Origin of the sequence: Hyphomicrobium sp. MC8b, from assembly GCF_905067615.1 — a bacterium.
In the GTDB taxonomy this organism is placed as follows: domain Bacteria; phylum Pseudomonadota; class Alphaproteobacteria; order Rhizobiales; family Hyphomicrobiaceae; genus Hyphomicrobium_B.
In genome coordinates this window covers 1,050,290-1,069,093 of sequence record NZ_LR898465.1, presented here as the reverse complement: position 1 = coordinate 1,069,093, position 18,804 = coordinate 1,050,290, and the positions used below count along the sequence as shown (strand labels likewise).

Genomic DNA, 18,804 nt, shown 5'->3' with positions numbered 1-18,804 from the left:
CAACTTAGGTAAACGGAGCATGAAACTGTGGAAAGGATCGCTCGACTTCGTGGCGAAATGCTTATTTACCTGGAAACGGCATTGTCGCGCGTAAGCTATGTGCAATCCGCATCACGCTAAAAGTCTTGCATGGACTTCGCGCCGCACCGTTGGCAATGTAGGCCGCTCTGAACAAACATTCTCAAGCCGGGATCTGAACGAGACAACGCCGCACCATGCCCGACGATAGATCCCACGACGTGCCCAGCGCATTTTTCCCGTCCTACGATGTCCTGTCGCCGCGGACACAGGGCGTGCCTTTCGTATTCTCGTCACCGCATTCCGGCCGCCTCTATCCGCCCGAATTTCTAGCCATTTCCAGGCTTGACCCAAAAACGCTGCGCCGTTCTGAAGATTGCTTTGTCGACAAGCTGTTCCGCCCCGTAGCGAGCCTTGGCGCGCCGCTCATCAGCGCGCGTTTTCCCCGCGCCTATCTCGATCTCAACCGCGAGCCCTATGAACTCGACCCGGAACTGGTGCTCGAACCGCTGCCCGCCCACGCCAACACGCAGTCGATTCGCGTCGCCGGAGGGCTCGGCACTGTCGCCCGCATCGTTGCCGACGGCGAGGAGATCTATCCCTCGCGGCTGCGCCTCGAAAACGTGCTGGCGCGCATCGAGCAGCTTTATTTTCCATTCCACGCGGAGCTTTCCCGTCTCGTCACGCAGACACGGGAAAACTTCGGCTATGCCGTCCTAATCGATTGTCATTCGATGCCATCGACGGCGATGGCGCCTGGCGGCGCCCAGCGCCCCGACATCGTCATCGGCGATCGCTTCGGCGCATCCGCCGATCCGCGCCTTACCCTTCTTATCCGCGACGAATTCCAGCGGCGTGGTTTCAAAGTACAGTTGAACCGTCCGTACGCCGGCGGCTACATCACCGAGCACCACGGCCGTCCCGGACGAGGCACCCATGCCATCCAGCTCGAAATCAACCGCGGGCTCTATATCAATGAACTGACGTTCCAGGAAAACTCAGGCTATCAGCGCCTGTCGGACGTTCTGATTGATATCGTATCGACGATGTTCCGCGAGGTGCCGGGCATTCTCGACTACCGCGCCGCCGCCGAATAAATGGCGCGCTCCGAGGCACCGGATTCACCATAGAAAAAGGGCCGTCCGAATTCCACGAACGGCCCAAGTCTAGGGAGGAAACGCCCAAGGAGGGCTGCGAAGCGCGAGCGGAGCTCACATATCGCACTGCAAAAATTAAAGGTGCAGCGCATCACCAGCAAATGCGTTTTCCGCAAATCTGGTTATCAAAAAGTGCAGGGCTAAAATTCAGGCATTTCAAGCGCCTAAGTTTGGCGCAACCACTGCGGGCAAAAAAATCCCCAATAAAGAAAGGCCGTCCGAAGCCGAACGGCCCAAGTCTAGGGAGGAAACGCCCAAATTGGGCAGCGAAAGCGGTGAAGCGTGTCATCGCACTCGCAGTCATCACGATGAGCCGGTTCGTGGCGCATCGCAATCTAAACGCGTATTGCACTAGCACATTAAAAGGTGGCTGTATCCAGCTCGCCACAACTTACGTTACTAATATGTATCTAGTTCAACCTTGCTCTATAACGGCATAGCGACTGGCGCTATCAGGAGCGTCTGTCAAACAATTGAAATCTCAGGGTGACCGCGTGGCGGAACGTGTGCCGGCGACCGAATTTCAGGCCATTGTCCGCGTCGCGCAGGATCTGGCCGATATTTCCGGCTCCGTTATCCTCAAGCATTTTCGTAAACCAATGCCTGTGGAAAACAAGGCGGCCGGCGGGGCTTTCGATCCCGTGACGAAGGCGGACCGAGGCGCCGAGAAAGCGATCGTCCAGGCGCTCTCAACCCGCTTCCCCGATCATGGCATCGTCGGCGAGGAATTCGGCACGCGCCCCGGCACCAGCTCCTATAAGTGGGTCATCGACCCAATCGACGGCACCCGTGCCTTTATCATGGGCTCGCCGCTTTGGGGCACGCTGATCGGGGTGATGAAGGACGACCAGCCAATCTTTGGCCTAGTCGACCAGCCATTTACCGGCGAGCGCTTCTGGTCGGGCGACAAGGCGGCCTACCACAGTCTGCGCGGCGGCCGTCCGGCCCGTATCAAGACGCGCGAATGCACCAAGATCGAAGATGCGATTCTGACCTCGACGCACCCCGACCTGTTTGAGACCCCTGAGCAGTCGGCAGCGCTCGCGGCCCTCAAATCGAAAGCCCGCCTCACCCGTTACGGCGGCGACTGCTACGGCTATTGCCTGCTCGCATCCGGCTTTGTCGACGTCATCATCGAATCGGGCCTGAAGCCTTACGACATCGTCGCCATCATCCCGATCATCGAGCGCGCCGGCGGGGTGATCACCACATGGACCGGCGGCGACCCATCGTCCGGTGGTGACATCATCGCGACCGGCGATCCGCGCCTGCACGAAGACGTGCTGGCCCTGCTCAACAAGCTTTAGTTTTATAGGCGACCTTCCGACGGCAACGTTTCGACGCCCATGTAGGCATCGAAAGCGGCCCAGAACCGCTGCCGGATGGCGTCCGTCTCTTGCAGAATCTCATGCCGCGAACCCGGCATCAGAACGTGGCCGCCGGATTTAAGATCGACGGCAAAATCTTCGATCGCCTGCGTCGAAACGACGTGATCGGCGCCCGCCGCAAAGAGCATCATCGGCACGCACACGTATTTCGGATAATCGGGTCGCGAAAGCATGGCGCAGCTTCTCAGCGCCGCCCGGAGCCAGCCGACCGTCGGCGACCCGAGCGCCAAGTCAGGCGCAGCCTCAATGATCGATTTCACCCGCGACCAGCGCACGTAATCGCTCGTCAGCCTGTTATTTTCGAACGCCATGAGATCGTTCGGCTGGTCGGTGCCGCCGCGAACGTAGGCGGTCGCCAGCCCCAGCATCGACGCCGTCGAAGCATAAGCCTTCGCCAGCGGCCGGCTCGCCCCGAGCATGCGCTCGTGGATGTCGATCATCGGCGACAGCAGAATCATGCGCGAGAACGGGCTCGCTTCGTCCTGCGCCCCGCGTAGCAGAATGTTGCCTCCGAGCGAATGACCAAGCCCGACGAACGGCTCCGGCAGGTTCGGCCGCACGATCTCGTCGATGAATATCGCTAGATCGCGGTCGTATTCGGTGAAGGCGACGACGTGCCCCTTATGCCGGTTCGACAAGACACGCTCGGACCCGCCCTGCCCGCGCAAATCGAAGATCGCCACGGCGAAGCCGCGCCGCCTGAGATCGGCAACGACCTCAAAATACTTCTCGATGAACTCGCCGCGCCCCTGCACGATGATAACGGTGCCCCGCACCGGCCCGCGCGTGGCCTCCCAAAGCGCCGCGCGCAGCTTGCGGCGGTCGTAGCCGTCGAAAGCTAATACCTCGGCGCCGCTCGGAACGGGATTGATCGAAAGCGAAACCAGTTTCATCTGCCGCTCTTCATGCTCATGCGCGCAAGGCGAAAATATTGAGGAAGAAACGCGAACCAACGCGATTAACACATGATCTTGGCAGGCAGCCTCTTGAAGCGAATATTCGGCTTCCTACCTTTTCAGTGTGGTTGCCGCAAAGCGGGACCGCACTGGAAAAACCGAGCCAACTGGCCCGTTTTTACATGTCGCTTCTCATGGAGGATATGTCATGCGACACGCTGAATTTGCCCCCTTTTACCGTTCTGCTATCGGTTTCGACCGCCTGTTCCAGGCGCTCGATCGCTCCGTAAGCTTCGATAGCGAATCCACCTACCCGCCTTATAACATCGAACGGACCGGCGAGAATGCCTACCGGATCACGCTCGCTGTTGCTGGCTTCTCCCAGGACGAGCTGAAGATCGAGGTCAAAGAGCAGACCCTCACGATCGCCGGCGAGAAGGCCGCGGACGCCGAAGGCAAAACCTACCTTCACCGCGGCATTGCTGCCCGCGCGTTCGAGCGCCGCTTCCAGCTTGCCGACCACGTCGATGTGACGGGCGCCAAATTCGAGAACGGCCTCCTGCATGTTGATCTCGTCCGCAACGTTCCGGAGAGCAAGAAGCCCCGGACGATCGCGATCGGCACGGGTGAACCCGTCCAGCAGCTCGAAGCCAAAGCGGCTGCGTAACCTCACGTCTCTCGTGTAGCCTGGAACGGCAGCCTTGCTTCGGCGGGGTTGCCGTTTTTTTTTGCCTGCCTTCGGGCCTGCGCTGACCATAGGAAATTTTGTTGCCCGGTACTCGCTCGGAGCTTGCCGAAAAAGATCATTGCCACGGCTGCGTGTTACCGCTTGTGCCGCAGTGTCAAATCTGTAGAATTTGCTAGATAGGTCAACATTGCTGTCCTTTGTGCGCCGGTGGGTGGGCGTCTGAGAACAGCTCGGACGTTTGCATCGGCCGTAGCGTCGCTTTACGGCTTCCGAGTGGCGGCGTGGGAGAAATAGAAGTGCTCGAATACAGGATATGCGGTTTGCAGAGCCGTGCGATCGGCGGCGGGCTCCATTCCATTAACCACCACGTGTTATCGCGCCCTGACCGAAAACGGCGGCGCTTGGCGTAATATTCTTCGACCGACGAGATTGCGCAAAAGTCGAACAAACAAAGCGGCCCGCACCCGGGCACGCTTCCGAATAACGAAGTTCTGAATTTGGGCCAACGGGCCATACGAGGCGAGAAATGAGCGAAGGATATCTGTCTCCGCTGGAAGACGAAATCGGCACGGGAAGCCGTCCGGCGGCAGCAGGCCTTTTTGATCCGGCTCTTGAGCGCGACGCATGCGGCGTCGGCTTCATTGCGAACCTCAAGGGTCGCAAATCACACAGCATCGTCGAAGGCGCCTTGAAGATACTCGAAAACCTCGAGCATCGCGGCGCGGTCGGTGCCGACCCGCTTTCCGGCGACGGCGCCGGCATCATGATTCAGATCCCGCATGACTTTCTGGCCGCCGAAACGAAGGCGCTCGGCTTCGATCTTCCAGCACCGGGCGAATACGCTGTCGGCCACATCTTTATGCCGCACGACGAACGCCTGCGCGCGCATTGCGAGCGCGTCTGGGCGCGCTGCCTCAAGGAAGAAGGCCTTGAGCTGATCGGCTGGCGCACAGTGCCGGTTGAAAACGGTTGCTTGTCGGACATGGTGCGCGATGTCGAGCCGGTGCATCGCCACGTCTTCATCCGCCGACCGTCAAGCATGACCGATCAGGAAGAGTTTGAGCGTCACCTTTATATGGTCCGCAAGGTCGTCTCGAATGCGATCCACGACGCCTATAAGGGCCGCGACATCGGCCACTACACCGTGTCGCTGTCGACGCGCACGCTCGTCTACAAGGGCATGTTCCTGTCCTTCCAGGTGAAGGCCTATTACTCGGACCTGTCCGACCCGCGCCTCGTGTCGGCGCTCGCCCTCGTGCACCAACGCTTCTCGACGAACACGTTCCCATCGTGGAAGCTCGCGCACCCCTATCGCATGGTTGCGCACAACGGTGAGATCAACACCCTGCGCGGCAACGTCAACTGGATGGCCGCACGCCAGGCGTCGGTCTCGTCCCCCCTGTTCGGCGACAAGATCTCGAAGCTCTGGCCGATCTCGTATGAAGGCCAGTCCGACACCGCCTGTTTCGACAACGCGCTCGAATTCCTTGTCATGGGCGGCTACAGCCTCTCGCACGCGGCGATGATGCTGATCCCCGAAGCGTGGGCCGGCAATCCGACGATGGATACCAACCGCCGCGCCTTCTACGAATATCATGCCTGCTTGATGGAGCCGTGGGACGGCCCCGCCGCCATGGCGTTCACCGATGGCCGCCAGATCGGCGCGACGCTCGACCGCAACGGTCTGCGTCCGGCCCGCTACCTCGTGACTAAGGACGACACCGTCATCATGTCGTCTGAGTCCGGCGTTCTGCCGGTCGAAGAAGAAAACATCGTCAAGAAGTGGCGCTTGCAGCCCGGCAAGATGCTGCTCATCGACCTCGAAAAGGGTTGCATCATTTCCGACGAAGAGCTGAAGGCCGAGATCGCCGCCAGCCACCCGTATGAGACGTGGCTGAAGCGCACGCAGATCAAGGTCTCCGACCTGCCGCTGCCGTCGAAGAGCGCCACTGCCGCGAAGTCGAACGTCGCCCTGCTCGATCTGCAGCAGTCGTTCGGCTACACTCAGGAAAGCATCAAGTTCCTGCTGACGCCAATGGCGGAAAAGGGCGAAGAAGCCACCGGCTCGATGGGCACCGACACGCCGATCTCGGCGCTGTCGTCAAAGTCGAAGCTGCTCCACACGTACTTCAAGCAGAATTTCGCCCAGGTTACGAACCCGCCGATCGACTCGATCCGCGAAGAGCTGGTGATGAGCCTCGTCTCGTTCATCGGCCCGCGCCCGAACATCCTCGATCTGCAAGGCACCTCGAAGCAGAAGCGCCTCGAAGTCGACCAGCCGATCCTGACCAACGAAGACTTGGAGCGCATCCGCGGCATCGGCGCGGTGAAGGACAACGACTTCGAGTCGATCACCATCGACATAACCTACCCCGCCGATAAGGGCGAAGGCGGCATGGGCCCGGCGCTCGACGGCATCTGCGCCGAAGCGGAAGAATATGTCCGCGCCAAGGAATTCAACATCATCATCCTGTCCGACCGCCGCGCCGGACCGGACCGCATTGCCATTCCCTCGCTGCTCGCGACGTCGGCGGTGCACCACCACCTGATCAAGCAGGGCCTGCGCACCTCTGTCGGCCTCGTCGTTGAGACCGGCGAAGCCCACGAGATCAACCAGTTCTGCACCCTTGCGGGCTATGGCGCCGAAGCCATCAATCCGTATCTCGCATTCGAAACGCTCTACACCATGATCCCGGAACTCCCCGAGGGGACGACGCCGGAAATGGTCAAGAAGCGCTTCATCAAGGCCATCGGCAAAGCCATCATGAAGGTGATGGCGAAGATGGGCATCTCGACCTACCAGTCCTATTGCGGCGCTCAGATCTTTGATGCCGTCGGCCTGCGGTCGAGCTTCGTCGAACGCTATTTCACTGGCACGCACACCCAGGTCGAAGGCGTCGGCCTGCGCGAGATCGCGCGCGAAACGGTTGAGCGCCACAAGTCGGCCTTCGGCGATATCCCGGTCCTCGCCAACGCGCTCGACGTCGGCGGCGAATACGCTTACCGCGTCCGCGGCGAAGCCCACATGTGGCGTCCGGGAACGGTCGCCGACCTGCAGCATGCCGTTCGCGCAACCGACAACAAGGAAGCGATGAGCGGCCGCATTCCGCAGAAGTTCCGCGACTTCTCGAAGGCGATCAACGACCAGTCCGAACAGCTCATGACGCTGCGCGGCATGTTCCGCCTGCGCTCGGCGGAAAGCTTCGGCCGCAAGCCCATTCCGCTGGAGGACGTCGAACCAGCCGCCGCCATCGTCAAGCGCTTCTCGACCGGCGCGATGAGCTACGGCTCGATCAGCCGCGAAGCCCACACCACGCTTGCCATCGCGATGAACCGCATCGGCGGACGTTCAAATACCGGCGAAGGCGGCGAAGAATCCGATCGCTTCAAGCCGATGGCCAACGGCGACTCGATGCGCTCGGCGATCAAGCAGGTTGCCTCCGGTCGCTTTGGCGTGACGACGGAATACCTCGTCAACTCCGACATGATGCAGATCAAGATGGCCCAGGGTGCAAAGCCCGGCGAAGGCGGTCAGCTGCCCGGCCACAAGATCGACGCGACGATCGCCAAGGTCCGTCACTCGACGCCGGGCGTGACGCTCGTCTCGCCGCCGCCGCACCATGACATCTATTCGATCGAGGATCTGGCGCAGCTCATCTACGACCTGAAGAACGTCAACCCGAAGGCCGACGTCTCGGTAAAGCTTGTCTCAGAAGTTGGCGTCGGCACGGTTGCTGCTGGCGTCGCCAAGGCGCGTGCTGACCACGTAACGATTTCGGGCTTCGAAGGCGGCACCGGCGCATCGCCCCTGACGTCGATCAAGCACGCGGGCAGCCCGTGGGAAATCGGTCTCGCCGAAACGCATCAGACGCTCGTCGCCAACCTGTTGCGCGGCCGTATCGCCGTGCAAGTTGATGGTGGCGTCCGCACCGGCCGCGACGTCGTCATCGGTGCGCTGCTCGGCGCCGACGAGTTCGGCTTCGCGACCGCCCCGCTCATTGCGGCCGGCTGCATCATGATGCGCAAGTGCCACCTGAACACCTGCCCGGTCGGTGTCGCCACGCAAGATCCGGTTCTGCGCGCAAAGTTCTCCGGCAAGCCTGAGCACGTCATCAACTACTTCTTCTTCGTCGCTGAAGAAGTCCGCGAGATCATGGCTCAACTCGGCTTCCGCACCTTCAACGAGATGATCGGTCAAAGCGATCAACTCGATAAGGATCGCGCCATCGAGCACTGGAAGGCGCGTGGCCTCGACTTCACCAAGCTGTTCCATAAGCCGCACGCCCCGGCTGGCGTCGCGATTTACAACAGCGAGCGCCAGGACCACGGCCTCGAAAAGGTTCTCGACGTCAAGCTGATCGAGCTGGCAAAGCCTGCTCTCGAAGGCAAGAAGCCCGTAAAGGCGGAAGTCGACATCAAGAACGTCAACCGCTCTGCGGGCGCGATGCTCTCGGGCGAGGTTGCGAAGCGCTACGGCCATACCGGACTGCCGGAAGATACTATCTGGATCTCTTTCAAGGGGACCGCGGGCCAGGCATTCGGCGCGTGGGTCGCGCACGGCGTCACGCTCGATCTCATCGGCGAAGGCAACGACTATGTCGGCAAGGGATTGTCGGGCGGCAAGCTGATCGTCCGCCCCGATCCCAAGTCGAGTATCGTTCCGGAAGAAAGCATCATCGTCGGCAACACGGTGCTCTACGGCGCCATCACCGGCGAATGCTATTTCCGCGGCGTGGCCGGTGAGCGCTTCGCCGTCCGTAACTCGGGAGCCTACGCTGTCGTTGAAGGCACGGGCGACCACGGCTGCGAATACATGACCGGCGGCGTTGTCGTCGTGCTCGGTCAAACCGGCCGCAACTTCGCTGCCGGCATGTCGGGCGGCATCGCCTATGTGCTCGATGAGGACGGCAATTTCGAAAGTCGTCTCAACAAGGACATGGTGCAGCTCGAAGCCATCACGGCCGATCCGGGTTCGCTGCAGAAACTCGCCCAGCAGGGCGGCGATGTCGCGATTGCGGTCCACAACGTCATGGTCGACATGCGCGAGCAGGACGCCGAGCGTCTGCACACGCTCATTTCGCGGCACGCGCATTACACGAATTCGCGCCGCGCTCAGGACATCCTGAAGAACTTCCAGGCCTACCTGCCGAAGTTCAAGAAGGTGATGCCGGTGGAATACCGCCGCGCGCTGACCGAGCTCGCCAAAGCCCGCGAAACCAATCGCGAAGCTGAGCTCGAAGCAGCCAAGCAATAACGATCACACCGGCACATCGCGGATAGACAAGACGAAAGAAGAAACACGAGAATGGGCAAGCCGACTGGTTTTCTGGAAATCGAGCGCGCCGACCGTAAGTATCGCCCGGTCGAAGAGCGCCTGAAGCACTATAAGGAATTCGTCGTTCCGCTGTCGGAGCCTGAAATAAAAAAGCAGGCTGCGCGGTGCATGGATTGCGGCATTCCCTATTGCCACAACGGCTGCCCGGTCAACAATCAGATCCCCGACTGGAACGACCTCGCCTATCGCGGCGACTGGAAAGAAGCCGCCGACAACCTGCACTCGACGAACAACTTCCCGGAAGTGACGGGCCGCATCTGCCCAGCGCCGTGCGAAGCGTCATGTACGTTGAACATTGACGACACTCCGGTCACGATCAAAACCATCGAATGCTCGATCGCGGATCGCGCGTGGGAAGAAGGCTGGGTGCAGCCGCTGCCGCCCGAGAAGAAGACGGGCAAGAAGGTTGCGGTCATCGGCTCCGGCCCCGCAGGCCTCGCCGCCGCGCAACAGCTCGCGCGTGCCGGCCATGAGGTCCATGTCTACGAGAAGAACGCTCGTCCCGGCGGCTTGCTCGTTTACGGCATTCCCGACTTCAAGATGGAGAAGGGTGTCATCGCCCGCCGCGTCAAGCAGATGGAAGCCGAAGGCGTGACTTTCCATTGCGGCATCCATGTCGGCCAGGATCTTTCGGCGAAGTATCTGGAATCGAAGCACGACGCCGTGCTGATCGCCATCGGCTCCGAGCAGCCGTTTGACTTCTTCGCCAAGTCGCCGGGCCGCAATCTCGACGGCCTACACTACGCGATGGATTTTCTGCCGCAGCAGAACCGTCGCAACGCCGGTGAACCGCAGAAGCCGAAAACGAAAGAGATTTCGGCGGCGGGGAAGCACGTCATCGTGATTGGCGGCGGCGATACGGGTTCCGACTGCATCGGCACCTCGTTCCGCCAAGGCGCGCTGAGCGTGACGCAGCTCGAAATCATGCCGATGCCGCCGGAGAAGGAAAACAAGGCACTCTCCTGGCCGCACTGGCCGCTGAAGCTGCGCATCTCGACGTCGCAAGCCGAAGGCGCCAAGACCGAATATTCGATCTCGACCACGGGCTTCACCGGCGAAGACGGCAAGGTGAAGAAGCTGAACTACACGCGCGTCAATGCCAACTTGCAGCCGATCAAGGGCACCGAGGGTGCGCTCGACGCTGATCTCGTGCTGTTCGCGATGGGCTTCTCGGGTCCCGTCGAATCCGACATCGTCAAGGAATTCGGACTTCCCGTTGTGCCACGCGGCCGCTTCAAGGGGCTCGACGCGACGGACCGCGACTACAAGCTCAGCACTTCGCCGAAACTGTTCTGCGCCGGTGACATCCGTCGCGGGCAGTCGCTCGTTGTCTGGGCGATCCGCGAAGGCCGCCAGGCTGCGCACGCGATCGACAAGTTCCTGATGGGCTCGACCGTCCTGCCGCGCTGACGCGAGATAAACAACGCGTCAGCCTCCTCCACCAACGAAAACAAGCGTTACCCGCGCGGCTGCTGCATCGCGGGTTTCGCCTCGCTGGTCGTATCGGGTTTTGGCGGCCACGTCAGATCGTCGGCGCGCCCCGGCTTCGGCTGCAGCCGTTCGCCCTTCACGAGGAGCCGGAAGTAGGGCGCTTGCGTCGGCGACAACCGCCCACGATCCCGATTGCCGGACGGCGAGATCGAACTCATCAGCGTCAGGCCGCCCGCGATTTGATCGACCAGCAAATCTCCACGCTGGCCAGACGCCTCACGCCGCGCCATCAAGGCCACGACCGATGCCGGGATCGCCGGACGAACAATCGGGATTGTCTGCGTCTCGGCCCGGCCATTACCGCTAACGATCTTCAAAATGATTTTGCCGTCGTCCTCTTGCTGATCGCCCGAGGCGTCTGCAGTCGCGGACGCCGGAGTGCCGGTCACGCCATGCGCGCGAACAATCGGCGTCTTCGCACTTGCGTCATTGTTGGCAGCTACGGGCGACGACGGCGCCGGTGTTTTCACGGCATTGCCTGGATTGATCTTCGCCTGCTCCGCATCCGACCCGAGCAGCGGAATGTTTCGGTTCTGCTTCGCCTGAATGAGATCCGGCCGCAGCTCCTTCTCGACGAAATGCGCCAGCTTGCGATTGCCTGCGACGGTGAAGTTCACGCCATCCCGGAGACGAAGCAATCGGATTGCGCCCTCGAGATCCGGGCCATATGCAGAATATCCGCCGTTATCGTCGGTGAACCCTTGATATGCGTCGATGTACTTAAAGCCATTGAGATAAGCCCGTTCGCGGATCACATCGTTGATGCGCTGTGCAAGATCATTGGCGTCCGAGCGCGCGAAATTGGGCAGTCCGACCCAATAGACAGCCGCGCTGCGCGTCTTGAAAACGCGCATAAGCCGGTCGATCCGCCGCGTATATTCAATGAGCCAAGCTTCGCTGCCGATCGGCAGGCGCTTGCCGTCGTCAGTCCGGATCGAAATGCGATCGTCCTGTCCGGTCATGACGATGGCGATGTTGAACGGCTGGCCCGCCACCGCTTTTTCCAGCGCCGCGACTTTGGCGTCGAAGTTGCGCGACGCGATAGCGGCGAGCGGCGTCACCTGCTTCTGGATGTTTAAACGCACATCGGAATTGAACGCCACTTGCAGGCCGCTCAATAGCCCAGGCGCAAAATCGTCACCGAAAACGCTCACCTGATAGACGTCGTTGTCCGGAAAGGGCGTGAGAAACGTTCCGACCTGATCATCGTCGGCAGCCCAAGCATTGGTCGTCCAAGCCAATGGCGCAAGCAAAACCGCAACCACGACGGCAATGGCCGCGCCCAGAAAGCGGAAATGCCGAAGCAAGGACTTCATGCCGTGTTATGTGCCTTTCGTGGGTTTCGATGCCGACGAATCCGGCGATCAGCATACAGCGTCGCGACCTCCGCTCCAACGCCCGCCGCACCCTTTCCGTCAGCGCTTGGCAGCCTGGGACTCCGCATGCGCCAGCACCCGTTCCGACGGCCAGCAATCGATGGAGAGGCCGTTAGCCTTCTCGTAGAGGCCGATCTGCTTGCGCGTGTTGGACCCGATCTTGCCGTCGATCTTGTCCATCGGATAGCCGAGTTGCTGCAGCCGCGCCTGAATGCCGGCCACGGTATGGGTCCTCGGCTGCGCGAACGACGCCCACGGCGTGACGAAATCGCCGCCGCCACGGATGCGGTCGCCGAGGTTGCCAACAAACAGCGCATAGAGGTCGGACGTGTTGTAGAGCCGAATGACGCGGAAGTTCTGCGCCGCCAGAAATGCAGGACCGTAGGCGCCCGCCGGCATCATCAGATAGGCGTCTGAAGCCAGTTCCGTCTTCGTGAACGGCCGCCCGCTGGCTTTCTTGAAGCCCATCTTCACCCAATCGGCAATCGGGCGCGTATCGGGCGGGCCTTCCAGCGAGCAATCGGCATGCTGAGGCGCGATGACCTCGTACCCCCAGCGCGCGCCAGGGACCCAGCCCTTTCCTTTGAGCTGCATTGCCGTGAACGCCAGCGCATCCGCAACGGAGCGCCAGATATCGATCTTGCCGTCGCCATCGCCGTCGATTGCAAATTTGAGATATTCGGTCGGCATCGCCTGCGTCAGCCCGACGGCGCCGGCCCACGACGACTTCATGTCTGAACGCGGAATCCCCTTCTGCAGCATGACGAGCGCCGCGATCAGCTCATCGTGAAAGCGTTCCTTGCGCTTGCCGACATAGGCGAGCGTCGCCAGCATCTGGATGGCATCCTTCGACGGATGATAACTGCCATAGGCCGTTTCACGTCCCCAGATCGCAACGAGCGTATAGCGGTCAACGCCCGTCAGCTTTTCGATCCGCTCGAGCGCCGCCCGATGCTCGGCGAGAAACTTTTTTCCCTGAACACCGAGCTTCTCAAGATAAGGCTTCGACAAATAATCGGCCGCCGTCTTGGTGAACTCGGCCTGTCCAGCGTTGTCGATCTTCGGCCGCCCCGGAATGTCCAGATCGGGAATGCTGTAATCCGGCTTCACGCCCGCAAACGCCGTATCGAACGTTTTGCGGCTAACGCCTGCCGCCTTCGCCTGCGGCCATAGGCTCGCGATGAAACTTGAAAAATCCTGAGTTGGCTTGGCACTGGCGGCGACCGATGTCAGCGCCAGCAGCGCCGATGTGAGCACAGCCGCGGCGCTCGCCCTAAAATACATGTTCTTCAAGAGCATTGCAGCGCTGCCTTCTTTGAACGTGGCGGCTCGACACGCGCCGCTCTTATGCGCGTGCCCGATGTTAAGGGCATTTTTGCGGCTCAGCTCGCCAGTGCGCCAGCCTTCAGCTCATCGACGCGGCGTTCCCAATTCAGCGCCTGCGCCACGATTTGTTCAAGGTTGTCGTGCTGAGGCTGCCAACCGAGCTGATCGCGGATTTTGGCCGAAGCCGCAACGATCGCCGCCGGATCGCCCGCGCGCCGCGGCGACAGTAGAACTTTGAAATCGACGCCCGATACGCGCTTCACCGCGGCGATAACTTCAATGACGGAATACCCCTTCGAATAACCGCAATTGAAGATGTCCGACGCCCCGCCCCGGCGCAAATGCTCAAGCGCCACCGAATGCGCATTCGCCAAATCACTCACATGGATGTAATCGCGAATGCACGTGCCGTCGGGCGTCGGATAATCGATGCCGAAAATCTCCATATGCGGACGCTTCCCAAGCGCCGTCTCGCACGCGACCTTGATCAGATGCGTGGCGCGCGGCGTCGATTGCCCCGACCGGCCCTTCGGATCGGCTCCGGCGACATTGAAATAACGCAAGGCGATAAACTGGAAATCGTAGGCGCGCGAAGAATCCGACAGCATGATTTCGGTCATCAGCTTCGATGAGCCATAAGGCGACATCGGGGCCGGTGGCGCTGTCTCCGAGACGGGATTATCCTCCGGATTGCCGTATACGGCGGCGGTGGAAGAAAAGATGAAATGCTTCACGCCGGATTCGACGGCAGCCGCAATCAGCCCCCGTGATTTCACCGTATTGTTGAGATAGTAGCCGAGCGGATCAGCAACCGAATCCGGAACAACGACAGATCCCGCGAAATGAATAATAGCATTTACGTTATGCGAACGGATCGTTTCCCTGACGAGATCGTTATCTGCAATATCTCCGACCACCAGCGCCGCCCGGCGATCGACAGCCCAACGAAATCCCGTGGACAGATTATCGATGACGACAACATCTTCGCCCGCGTCCAGAAGCTCCAGAACCATGTGGCTGCCGATGTAGCCGGCGCCCCCCGTGACGAGCACGCTCATAGTTGCAATGAACTCCTGATGTCTATACCCACGATAACTGTCGATTCCGCTCGAAGACCGGCTCAGACCTAATGGAGACCGCTGCTTTGTGCAAATAACTCATTCATAATTCTGCGCGACAACTTCGTCTTTCGGGCACGCTTTAAATCCAAAATCGTAAACAATTGAACCTGGAGCGCGAGCCGGCGCACTTGGAGCATATGATGAACGCGATCAAGAAACCAATTCGCAAAGCCGTATTTCCTGTTGCCGGTCTCGGCACCCGGTTTCTGCCTGCAACCAAGGCCGTGCCAAAGGAAATGCTGACGGTCGTCGACCGTCCTGTGCTGCAGCACGTCGTCGATGAGGCGCGCGCCGCCGGCATCGAGCATTTCATATTCGTCACTGGACGGAACAAAGGCGTCATCGAGGACCATTTCGATAAACAGTTCGAGCTTGAAGCGACGCTCGCAACGCGCGGTAAGAAAAAGGAGCTTGAGGCCCTCGAACGCGACCTGCCGCAAGCGGGTCAGACGAGCTTCACGCGTCAGCAGGCGCCGCTCGGGCTAGGCCATGCCGTTTGGTGCGCCCGCGAGCTTGTTGGCAATGAACCGTTCGCGTTGCTTCTGCCCGACATGCTTCACCATGGACGCACGTCCTGCCTCGCCGACATGATCGACGCCTATTCGCAAACCGGCGGCAATCTGATTGCGGTCGCGCCAGTCCCCGAAGATCAGACGCACCAGTACGGTATCGTCGGCGTCAAGGATGTGAAGGCCAAAGTCTCCGCAATCACGGAAATGGTCGAGAAGCCCAAGCCCGGTACGGCACCGTCCAATTTGCACATTACCGGCCGCTACGTCCTGCAGCCTGAAGTATTCGATCTCCTCGCCAAGCAAGAGCGCGGCGCCGGTGGCGAAATTCAGCTGACGGACTCCATGATCGCTATGATGAACGGCGCCGGACAACCGTTCCATGCCGTGCGTTTCGACGGCGATATCTACGACTGCGGCTCCAAGCTTGGCTTCCTCACCGCCAATGTCGCCATCGCTCTCGAACGCGATGACCTCGAAAAGGACTTCCGCCGCGAGCTCAAGCGTCTCATCGGCACAAACGTCTGAGCGATCGGTCTGCCGGGTGTCCTCCCGGGCAATTCCCGACGCGAATCAGAGAACGCCCGACCTTCGCTACCATTGCGCCGCCACAGACGAAGAGGGTGGCGCAATGGGCCGCCATCAACAGTGCAAAGCTTCGCTGAGCCCCCGCGGCGGCGCGTCCTCCCCTGAAAACACTTGGTTAATGCGTGGCTGCGGCGCCGCTGGACTTGCATGGACAGCCCTAGAACGCGAAAAGTGTTAACGCCAAGCCGCCGGTCCTTTATGTTCAGGCAGACGCGGCAGGCGAACGGGGGACATAGAGCGCATGCAACGGGTCATTCCATTCCAGTTACCTGAAATTGAGCGACAGGAAGCAGACGTTGTCTCCGGCGAGGCGACACCGATTTCGTCCGCCCTTCGTACACTCAATCTCGCGGCCGAAGGGCTCGCCCAGGTCGCGCACGATATCGCTGGCCCCCTCTCCGCCGCTTTCGACGAAGCCGTCGGCCGGCTGAAGGGCGTCGACGGCCGCGTCATCGTGACGGGCATCGGCAAGAGCGGCCACGTCGCCCAGAAGATTGCCGCGACTTTCGCATCGACCGGTACGCCTGCATTCTTCGTTCATCCGAGCGAAGCCTCCCACGGCGATCTCGGCATGATCACGAAGTCCGACATCATCGTCGCATTTTCCTGGTCGGGCGAAACGGTCGAACTGAAACCGATCATCACTTATTCGCGGCGCTTCGCGGTACCGCTCATCGCCGTCACATCGCAGGCAAACTCTGCTCTCGGCAAACAGGCGGATGTCGTTCTGCAACTGCCACGTGTGAAGGAAGCCTGCCCGCACGGCCTTGCGCCGACGACATCGACGACCATTCAGCTCGCGCTCGGCGACAGCCTTGCCATCGCGCTTCTCGATGCGCGCGGCTTCACCGCCCACGATTTCAAGATCTTCCATCCTGGCGGCTCTCTCGGCGCCAACCTCAAATACGTTTCCGACGTCATGCACCAGAATGAGCGGATGCCGCTGATCGAGAGTGGCGCTTCGATGGCGGATGCGCTTGTTGCGATAACGGCGAAAAGCTTCGGCTGCGTCGGTGTCACCGACGCCGACGGCAAGCTCATCGGCGTTATCACCGATGGCGATTTGCGTCGCCATATGGGGCCGGACTTGCTTCTGGCCAGCGTCAACGATGTCATGACCGCCAAGCCCAAAACCATTGCACCGACGTTGCTGGCATCGGCCGCACTGGAACTCATCAATTCCTCGCGGATCACGGCGCTCTTCGTCGTCGACAAGCAAAAGCCCGTCGGCATCGTCCATGTCCACGATCTGCTTCGCGTCGGCGTCGCCTAGGAACCGCGGCGCATCAGACCCGTGAAACGACGAGCACGGTACCGTCAGCGCCCGTGACTTTGACATTGGCGCCCTTAGGGCCGTCCTGGCCTTTCGCCACCCAGACGGTGTCGCCGACCCGGACCTTCCCGCGTCCGTTGACGATCGCATCCTCAATCGTCACGATACGGCCGATATACTGCGCGCCGCGAATGTTGAGATCGGCAACGTCAGGATGCGCCGACTCTTCACGGCTCTTGTGCCGAACCCAGAACACTGCCGCCATGGCGATCAGCGCGAACGCAATAAGCTGCCACTCCCAGGCGAGCGGCGTCGTCAGGCCGATAACGCCGACGATTGAGGCCGACAATCCGAACCATACGAAGTGCACGCCGGGAACGATCGATTCCATAATGAACAGAACGACGGCCAGCGCGAACCAGAGCCAAGCCCCGAATTGTCCGATCAGTGACGAAAGACTTTCCATTGACGCCATCGCTCCCTCTGCGAGTAAGCCCTGGCCTTATGTCGTCGGTACCGAGCCGGAGCGCGGCGTACGAGGCGGCGACGACTTCGGAGCATCGCCGCCGAACGCTTCTCCCGCAATCTGCGCGATACCGCCGAGCGATCCGATGACCGACGACGCTTCCAGCGGCATCATAATGATTTTCTGGTTCGGGGACTTCGCCAAGGCTTCGAGCGCCTTCATATAATTGTTTGCGACGAAGTAGTTGATCGCCTGGACGTTTCCGCCCGCAATGGCGTCGGAGACCATTTTCGTGGCCTTGGCTTCGGCTTCCGCCGACCGTTCGCGCGCTTCGGCATCGCGATAGGCAGCCTCACGGCGGCCCTCCGCTTCCAGAACGACGGCTTGCTTTTCGCCTTCGGCTTTTAGAATGGCAGCCTGGCGAAGACCTTCCGATTCAAGGATCTGCGCGCGCTTCTCGCGCTCGGCCTTCATCTGCCGGGCCATGCTGTCGACGAGATCCCGCGGCGGCGCGATGTCCTTGATCTCGATGCGCGTCACCTTCACACCCCACGTCTCGGTGGCGGCGTCCACGACTTGCAACAGCCGGTGATTGATCTGATCGCGGTTCGACAACAGTTCGTCGAGATCCATCGAACCCATCACTGTACGGATGTTCGTCATCGTCAGGTTGACGATGGAATGTTGGAGATTATCGACCTCATAGGCCGCCTTGGCCGCATTCAGGATCTGATAGAAGGCGACGCCATCAACCGTCACCATCGCGTTGTCGCGGGTGATGACATCCTGACTCGGAATATCCATCACCTGTTCTTTCATGTTCAGCCTGTGTGTCACCTTTTCGAGAATGGGGATCAGAATATGCATTCCCGGAACCAGCGTCCGCGTGTAACGGCCAAGGTTCTCGACTGTGAAGTTCGAACCCTGAGGAACGATTTTGACAGTCGACCAAAGCCCCCAGATCGCAGCCGCCAAAAGAATAAAGCCGAAAAAACCGAAACCGCCGAAATCGGACATGCCGTCCTCCCCTCACGAGCGAATCGAAATGAAAATGGGAAATTCGCGCGTCAGGTTTAAGTCTCGGAAACAAACATTCGGTAAATATTGGGTAATATATCGATATATGGCAGTAAAAAGCAGGAAATTGAACAAGAATTAGTGGCCAATAAGAA

General features: G+C 60.4%; 13 protein-coding genes. 7 read left to right on the top strand and 6 right to left on the bottom strand.

Annotated elements, in window-relative coordinates; all coding sequences use genetic code 11:
• The first annotated feature begins 215 nt into the window (after positions 1 to 215).
• Together ACLB1Z_RS05150 and hisN are read left to right on the top strand one after the other, a co-directional pair.
• Positions 216 to 1,115: an N-formylglutamate amidohydrolase gene (locus tag ACLB1Z_RS05150; protein WP_409562347.1), complete on the top strand. Its 900-nt coding sequence runs from the start codon at positions 216 to 218 to the stop codon at positions 1,113 to 1,115.
• Positions 1,116 to 1,681: 566 nt separating this feature from the next.
• On the top strand, positions 1,682 to 2,482 hold the full coding sequence (hisN, locus tag ACLB1Z_RS05145; protein ID WP_409562346.1) for a histidinol-phosphatase: 801 nt from the start codon (positions 1,682 to 1,684) through the stop codon (positions 2,480 to 2,482).
• A 2-nt stretch (positions 2,483 to 2,484) separates the two neighbouring features.
• On the opposite strand, the gene ACLB1Z_RS05140 is transcribed toward hisN, so the two are convergent.
• The gene (locus tag ACLB1Z_RS05140; protein ID WP_409562345.1) at positions 2,485 to 3,456 is read right to left on the bottom strand and encodes an alpha/beta fold hydrolase; all 972 of its coding nucleotides are present in this window, start codon (positions 3,454 to 3,456) and stop codon (positions 2,485 to 2,487) included.
• A 211-nt stretch (positions 3,457 to 3,667) separates the two neighbouring features.
• On the opposite strand from ACLB1Z_RS05140, the gene ACLB1Z_RS05135 reads away from it, so the two are divergent.
• The 3 genes from ACLB1Z_RS05135 to ACLB1Z_RS05125 all read left to right on the top strand — a co-directional run bounded on the left by ACLB1Z_RS05135 (position 3,668) and on the right by ACLB1Z_RS05125 (position 10,892).
• Positions 3,668 to 4,126, top strand: a complete 459-nt coding sequence (locus tag ACLB1Z_RS05135; RefSeq protein WP_409562344.1) for an Hsp20 family protein — start codon at positions 3,668 to 3,670, stop codon at positions 4,124 to 4,126.
• Positions 4,127 to 4,673: 547 nt separating this feature from the next.
• On the top strand, positions 4,674 to 9,401 hold the full coding sequence (gltB, locus tag ACLB1Z_RS05130) for a glutamate synthase large subunit (RefSeq protein WP_409562343.1): 4,728 nt from the start codon (positions 4,674 to 4,676) through the stop codon (positions 9,399 to 9,401).
• A gap of 51 nt (positions 9,402 to 9,452) precedes the next feature.
• Entirely contained in the window at positions 9,453 to 10,892 is a 1,440-nt protein-coding gene (locus ACLB1Z_RS05125; RefSeq protein WP_024275402.1) for a glutamate synthase subunit beta, read from the top strand.
• A 47-nt stretch (positions 10,893 to 10,939) separates the two neighbouring features.
• On the opposite strand, the gene ACLB1Z_RS05120 is transcribed toward ACLB1Z_RS05125, so the two are convergent.
• From ACLB1Z_RS05120 to galE, 3 genes are all read right to left on the bottom strand, one after another.
• The gene (locus ACLB1Z_RS05120; protein WP_409562342.1) at positions 10,940 to 12,289 is read right to left on the bottom strand and encodes a DUF459 domain-containing protein; all 1,350 of its coding nucleotides are present in this window, start codon (positions 12,287 to 12,289) and stop codon (positions 10,940 to 10,942) included.
• A 99-nt stretch (positions 12,290 to 12,388) separates the two neighbouring features.
• A complete protein-coding gene (locus ACLB1Z_RS05115) occupies positions 12,389 to 13,648 on the bottom strand; it encodes a lytic murein transglycosylase (protein WP_409562341.1) in 1,260 nt (419 codons plus the stop codon).
• Positions 13,649 to 13,731: 83 nt separating this feature from the next.
• Entirely contained in the window at positions 13,732 to 14,733 is a 1,002-nt protein-coding gene (gene galE, locus ACLB1Z_RS05110; protein WP_409562340.1) for a UDP-glucose 4-epimerase GalE, read from the bottom strand.
• A 203-nt stretch (positions 14,734 to 14,936) separates the two neighbouring features.
• Here galE and galU point away from each other — a divergent pair, with 203 nt between their 5' ends.
• Both galU and ACLB1Z_RS05100 read left to right on the top strand, forming a co-directional pair.
• Entirely contained in the window at positions 14,937 to 15,833 is an 897-nt protein-coding gene (gene galU / locus ACLB1Z_RS05105; protein WP_013946383.1) for a UTP--glucose-1-phosphate uridylyltransferase GalU, read from the top strand.
• Between the two features lie 301 nt (positions 15,834 to 16,134).
• Positions 16,135 to 17,166, top strand: coding sequence for an SIS domain-containing protein (locus tag ACLB1Z_RS05100; RefSeq protein WP_409562339.1), 1,032 nt, complete (start codon positions 16,135 to 16,137; stop codon positions 17,164 to 17,166).
• Positions 17,167 to 17,179: 13 nt separating this feature from the next.
• On the opposite strand, the gene ACLB1Z_RS05095 is transcribed toward ACLB1Z_RS05100, so the two are convergent.
• The gene (locus tag ACLB1Z_RS05095; RefSeq protein ID WP_409562338.1) at positions 17,180 to 17,632 is read right to left on the bottom strand and encodes an NfeD family protein; all 453 of its coding nucleotides are present in this window, start codon (positions 17,630 to 17,632) and stop codon (positions 17,180 to 17,182) included.
• 36 nt (positions 17,633 to 17,668) lie between these two features.
• Positions 17,669 to 18,649 carry an SPFH domain-containing protein gene (locus tag ACLB1Z_RS05090; RefSeq protein WP_409562337.1) on the bottom strand — a complete coding sequence of 327 codons (981 nt, stop codon included), beginning with the start codon at positions 18,647 to 18,649 and terminating at the stop codon, positions 17,669 to 17,671.
• Positions 18,650 to 18,804 lie beyond the last annotated feature (155 nt).

Bases quoted from the DNA above. Each gene is read 5' to 3' on its own strand.
- ACLB1Z_RS05150 (WP_409562347.1), top strand. From the start codon at position 216: ATGCCCGACGATAGATCCCACGACGTGCCCAGCGCATTTTTCCCGTCC.
- ACLB1Z_RS05140 (WP_409562345.1), bottom strand. From the start codon at position 3,456: ATGAAACTGGTTTCGCTTTCGATCAATCCCGTTCCGAGCGGCGCCGAG.
- ACLB1Z_RS05135 (WP_409562344.1), top strand. From the start codon at position 3,668: ATGCGACACGCTGAATTTGCCCCCTTTTACCGTTCTGCTATCGGTTTC.
- gltB (WP_409562343.1), top strand. From the start codon at position 4,674: ATGAGCGAAGGATATCTGTCTCCGCTGGAAGACGAAATCGGCACGGGA.
- ACLB1Z_RS05125 (WP_024275402.1), top strand. From the start codon at position 9,453: ATGGGCAAGCCGACTGGTTTTCTGGAAATCGAGCGCGCCGACCGTAAG.
- ACLB1Z_RS05120 (WP_409562342.1), bottom strand. From the start codon at position 12,289: ATGAAGTCCTTGCTTCGGCATTTCCGCTTTCTGGGCGCGGCCATTGCC.
- ACLB1Z_RS05115 (WP_409562341.1), bottom strand. From the start codon at position 13,648: ATGCTCTTGAAGAACATGTATTTTAGGGCGAGCGCCGCGGCTGTGCTC.
- galE (WP_409562340.1), bottom strand. From the start codon at position 14,733: ATGAGCGTGCTCGTCACGGGGGGCGCCGGCTACATCGGCAGCCACATG.
- galU (WP_013946383.1), top strand. From the start codon at position 14,937: ATGAACGCGATCAAGAAACCAATTCGCAAAGCCGTATTTCCTGTTGCC.
- ACLB1Z_RS05100 (WP_409562339.1), top strand. From the start codon at position 16,135: ATGCAACGGGTCATTCCATTCCAGTTACCTGAAATTGAGCGACAGGAA.
- ACLB1Z_RS05095 (WP_409562338.1), bottom strand. From the start codon at position 17,632: ATGGAAAGTCTTTCGTCACTGATCGGACAATTCGGGGCTTGGCTCTGG.
- ACLB1Z_RS05090 (WP_409562337.1), bottom strand. From the start codon at position 18,649: ATGTCCGATTTCGGCGGTTTCGGTTTTTTCGGCTTTATTCTTTTGGCG.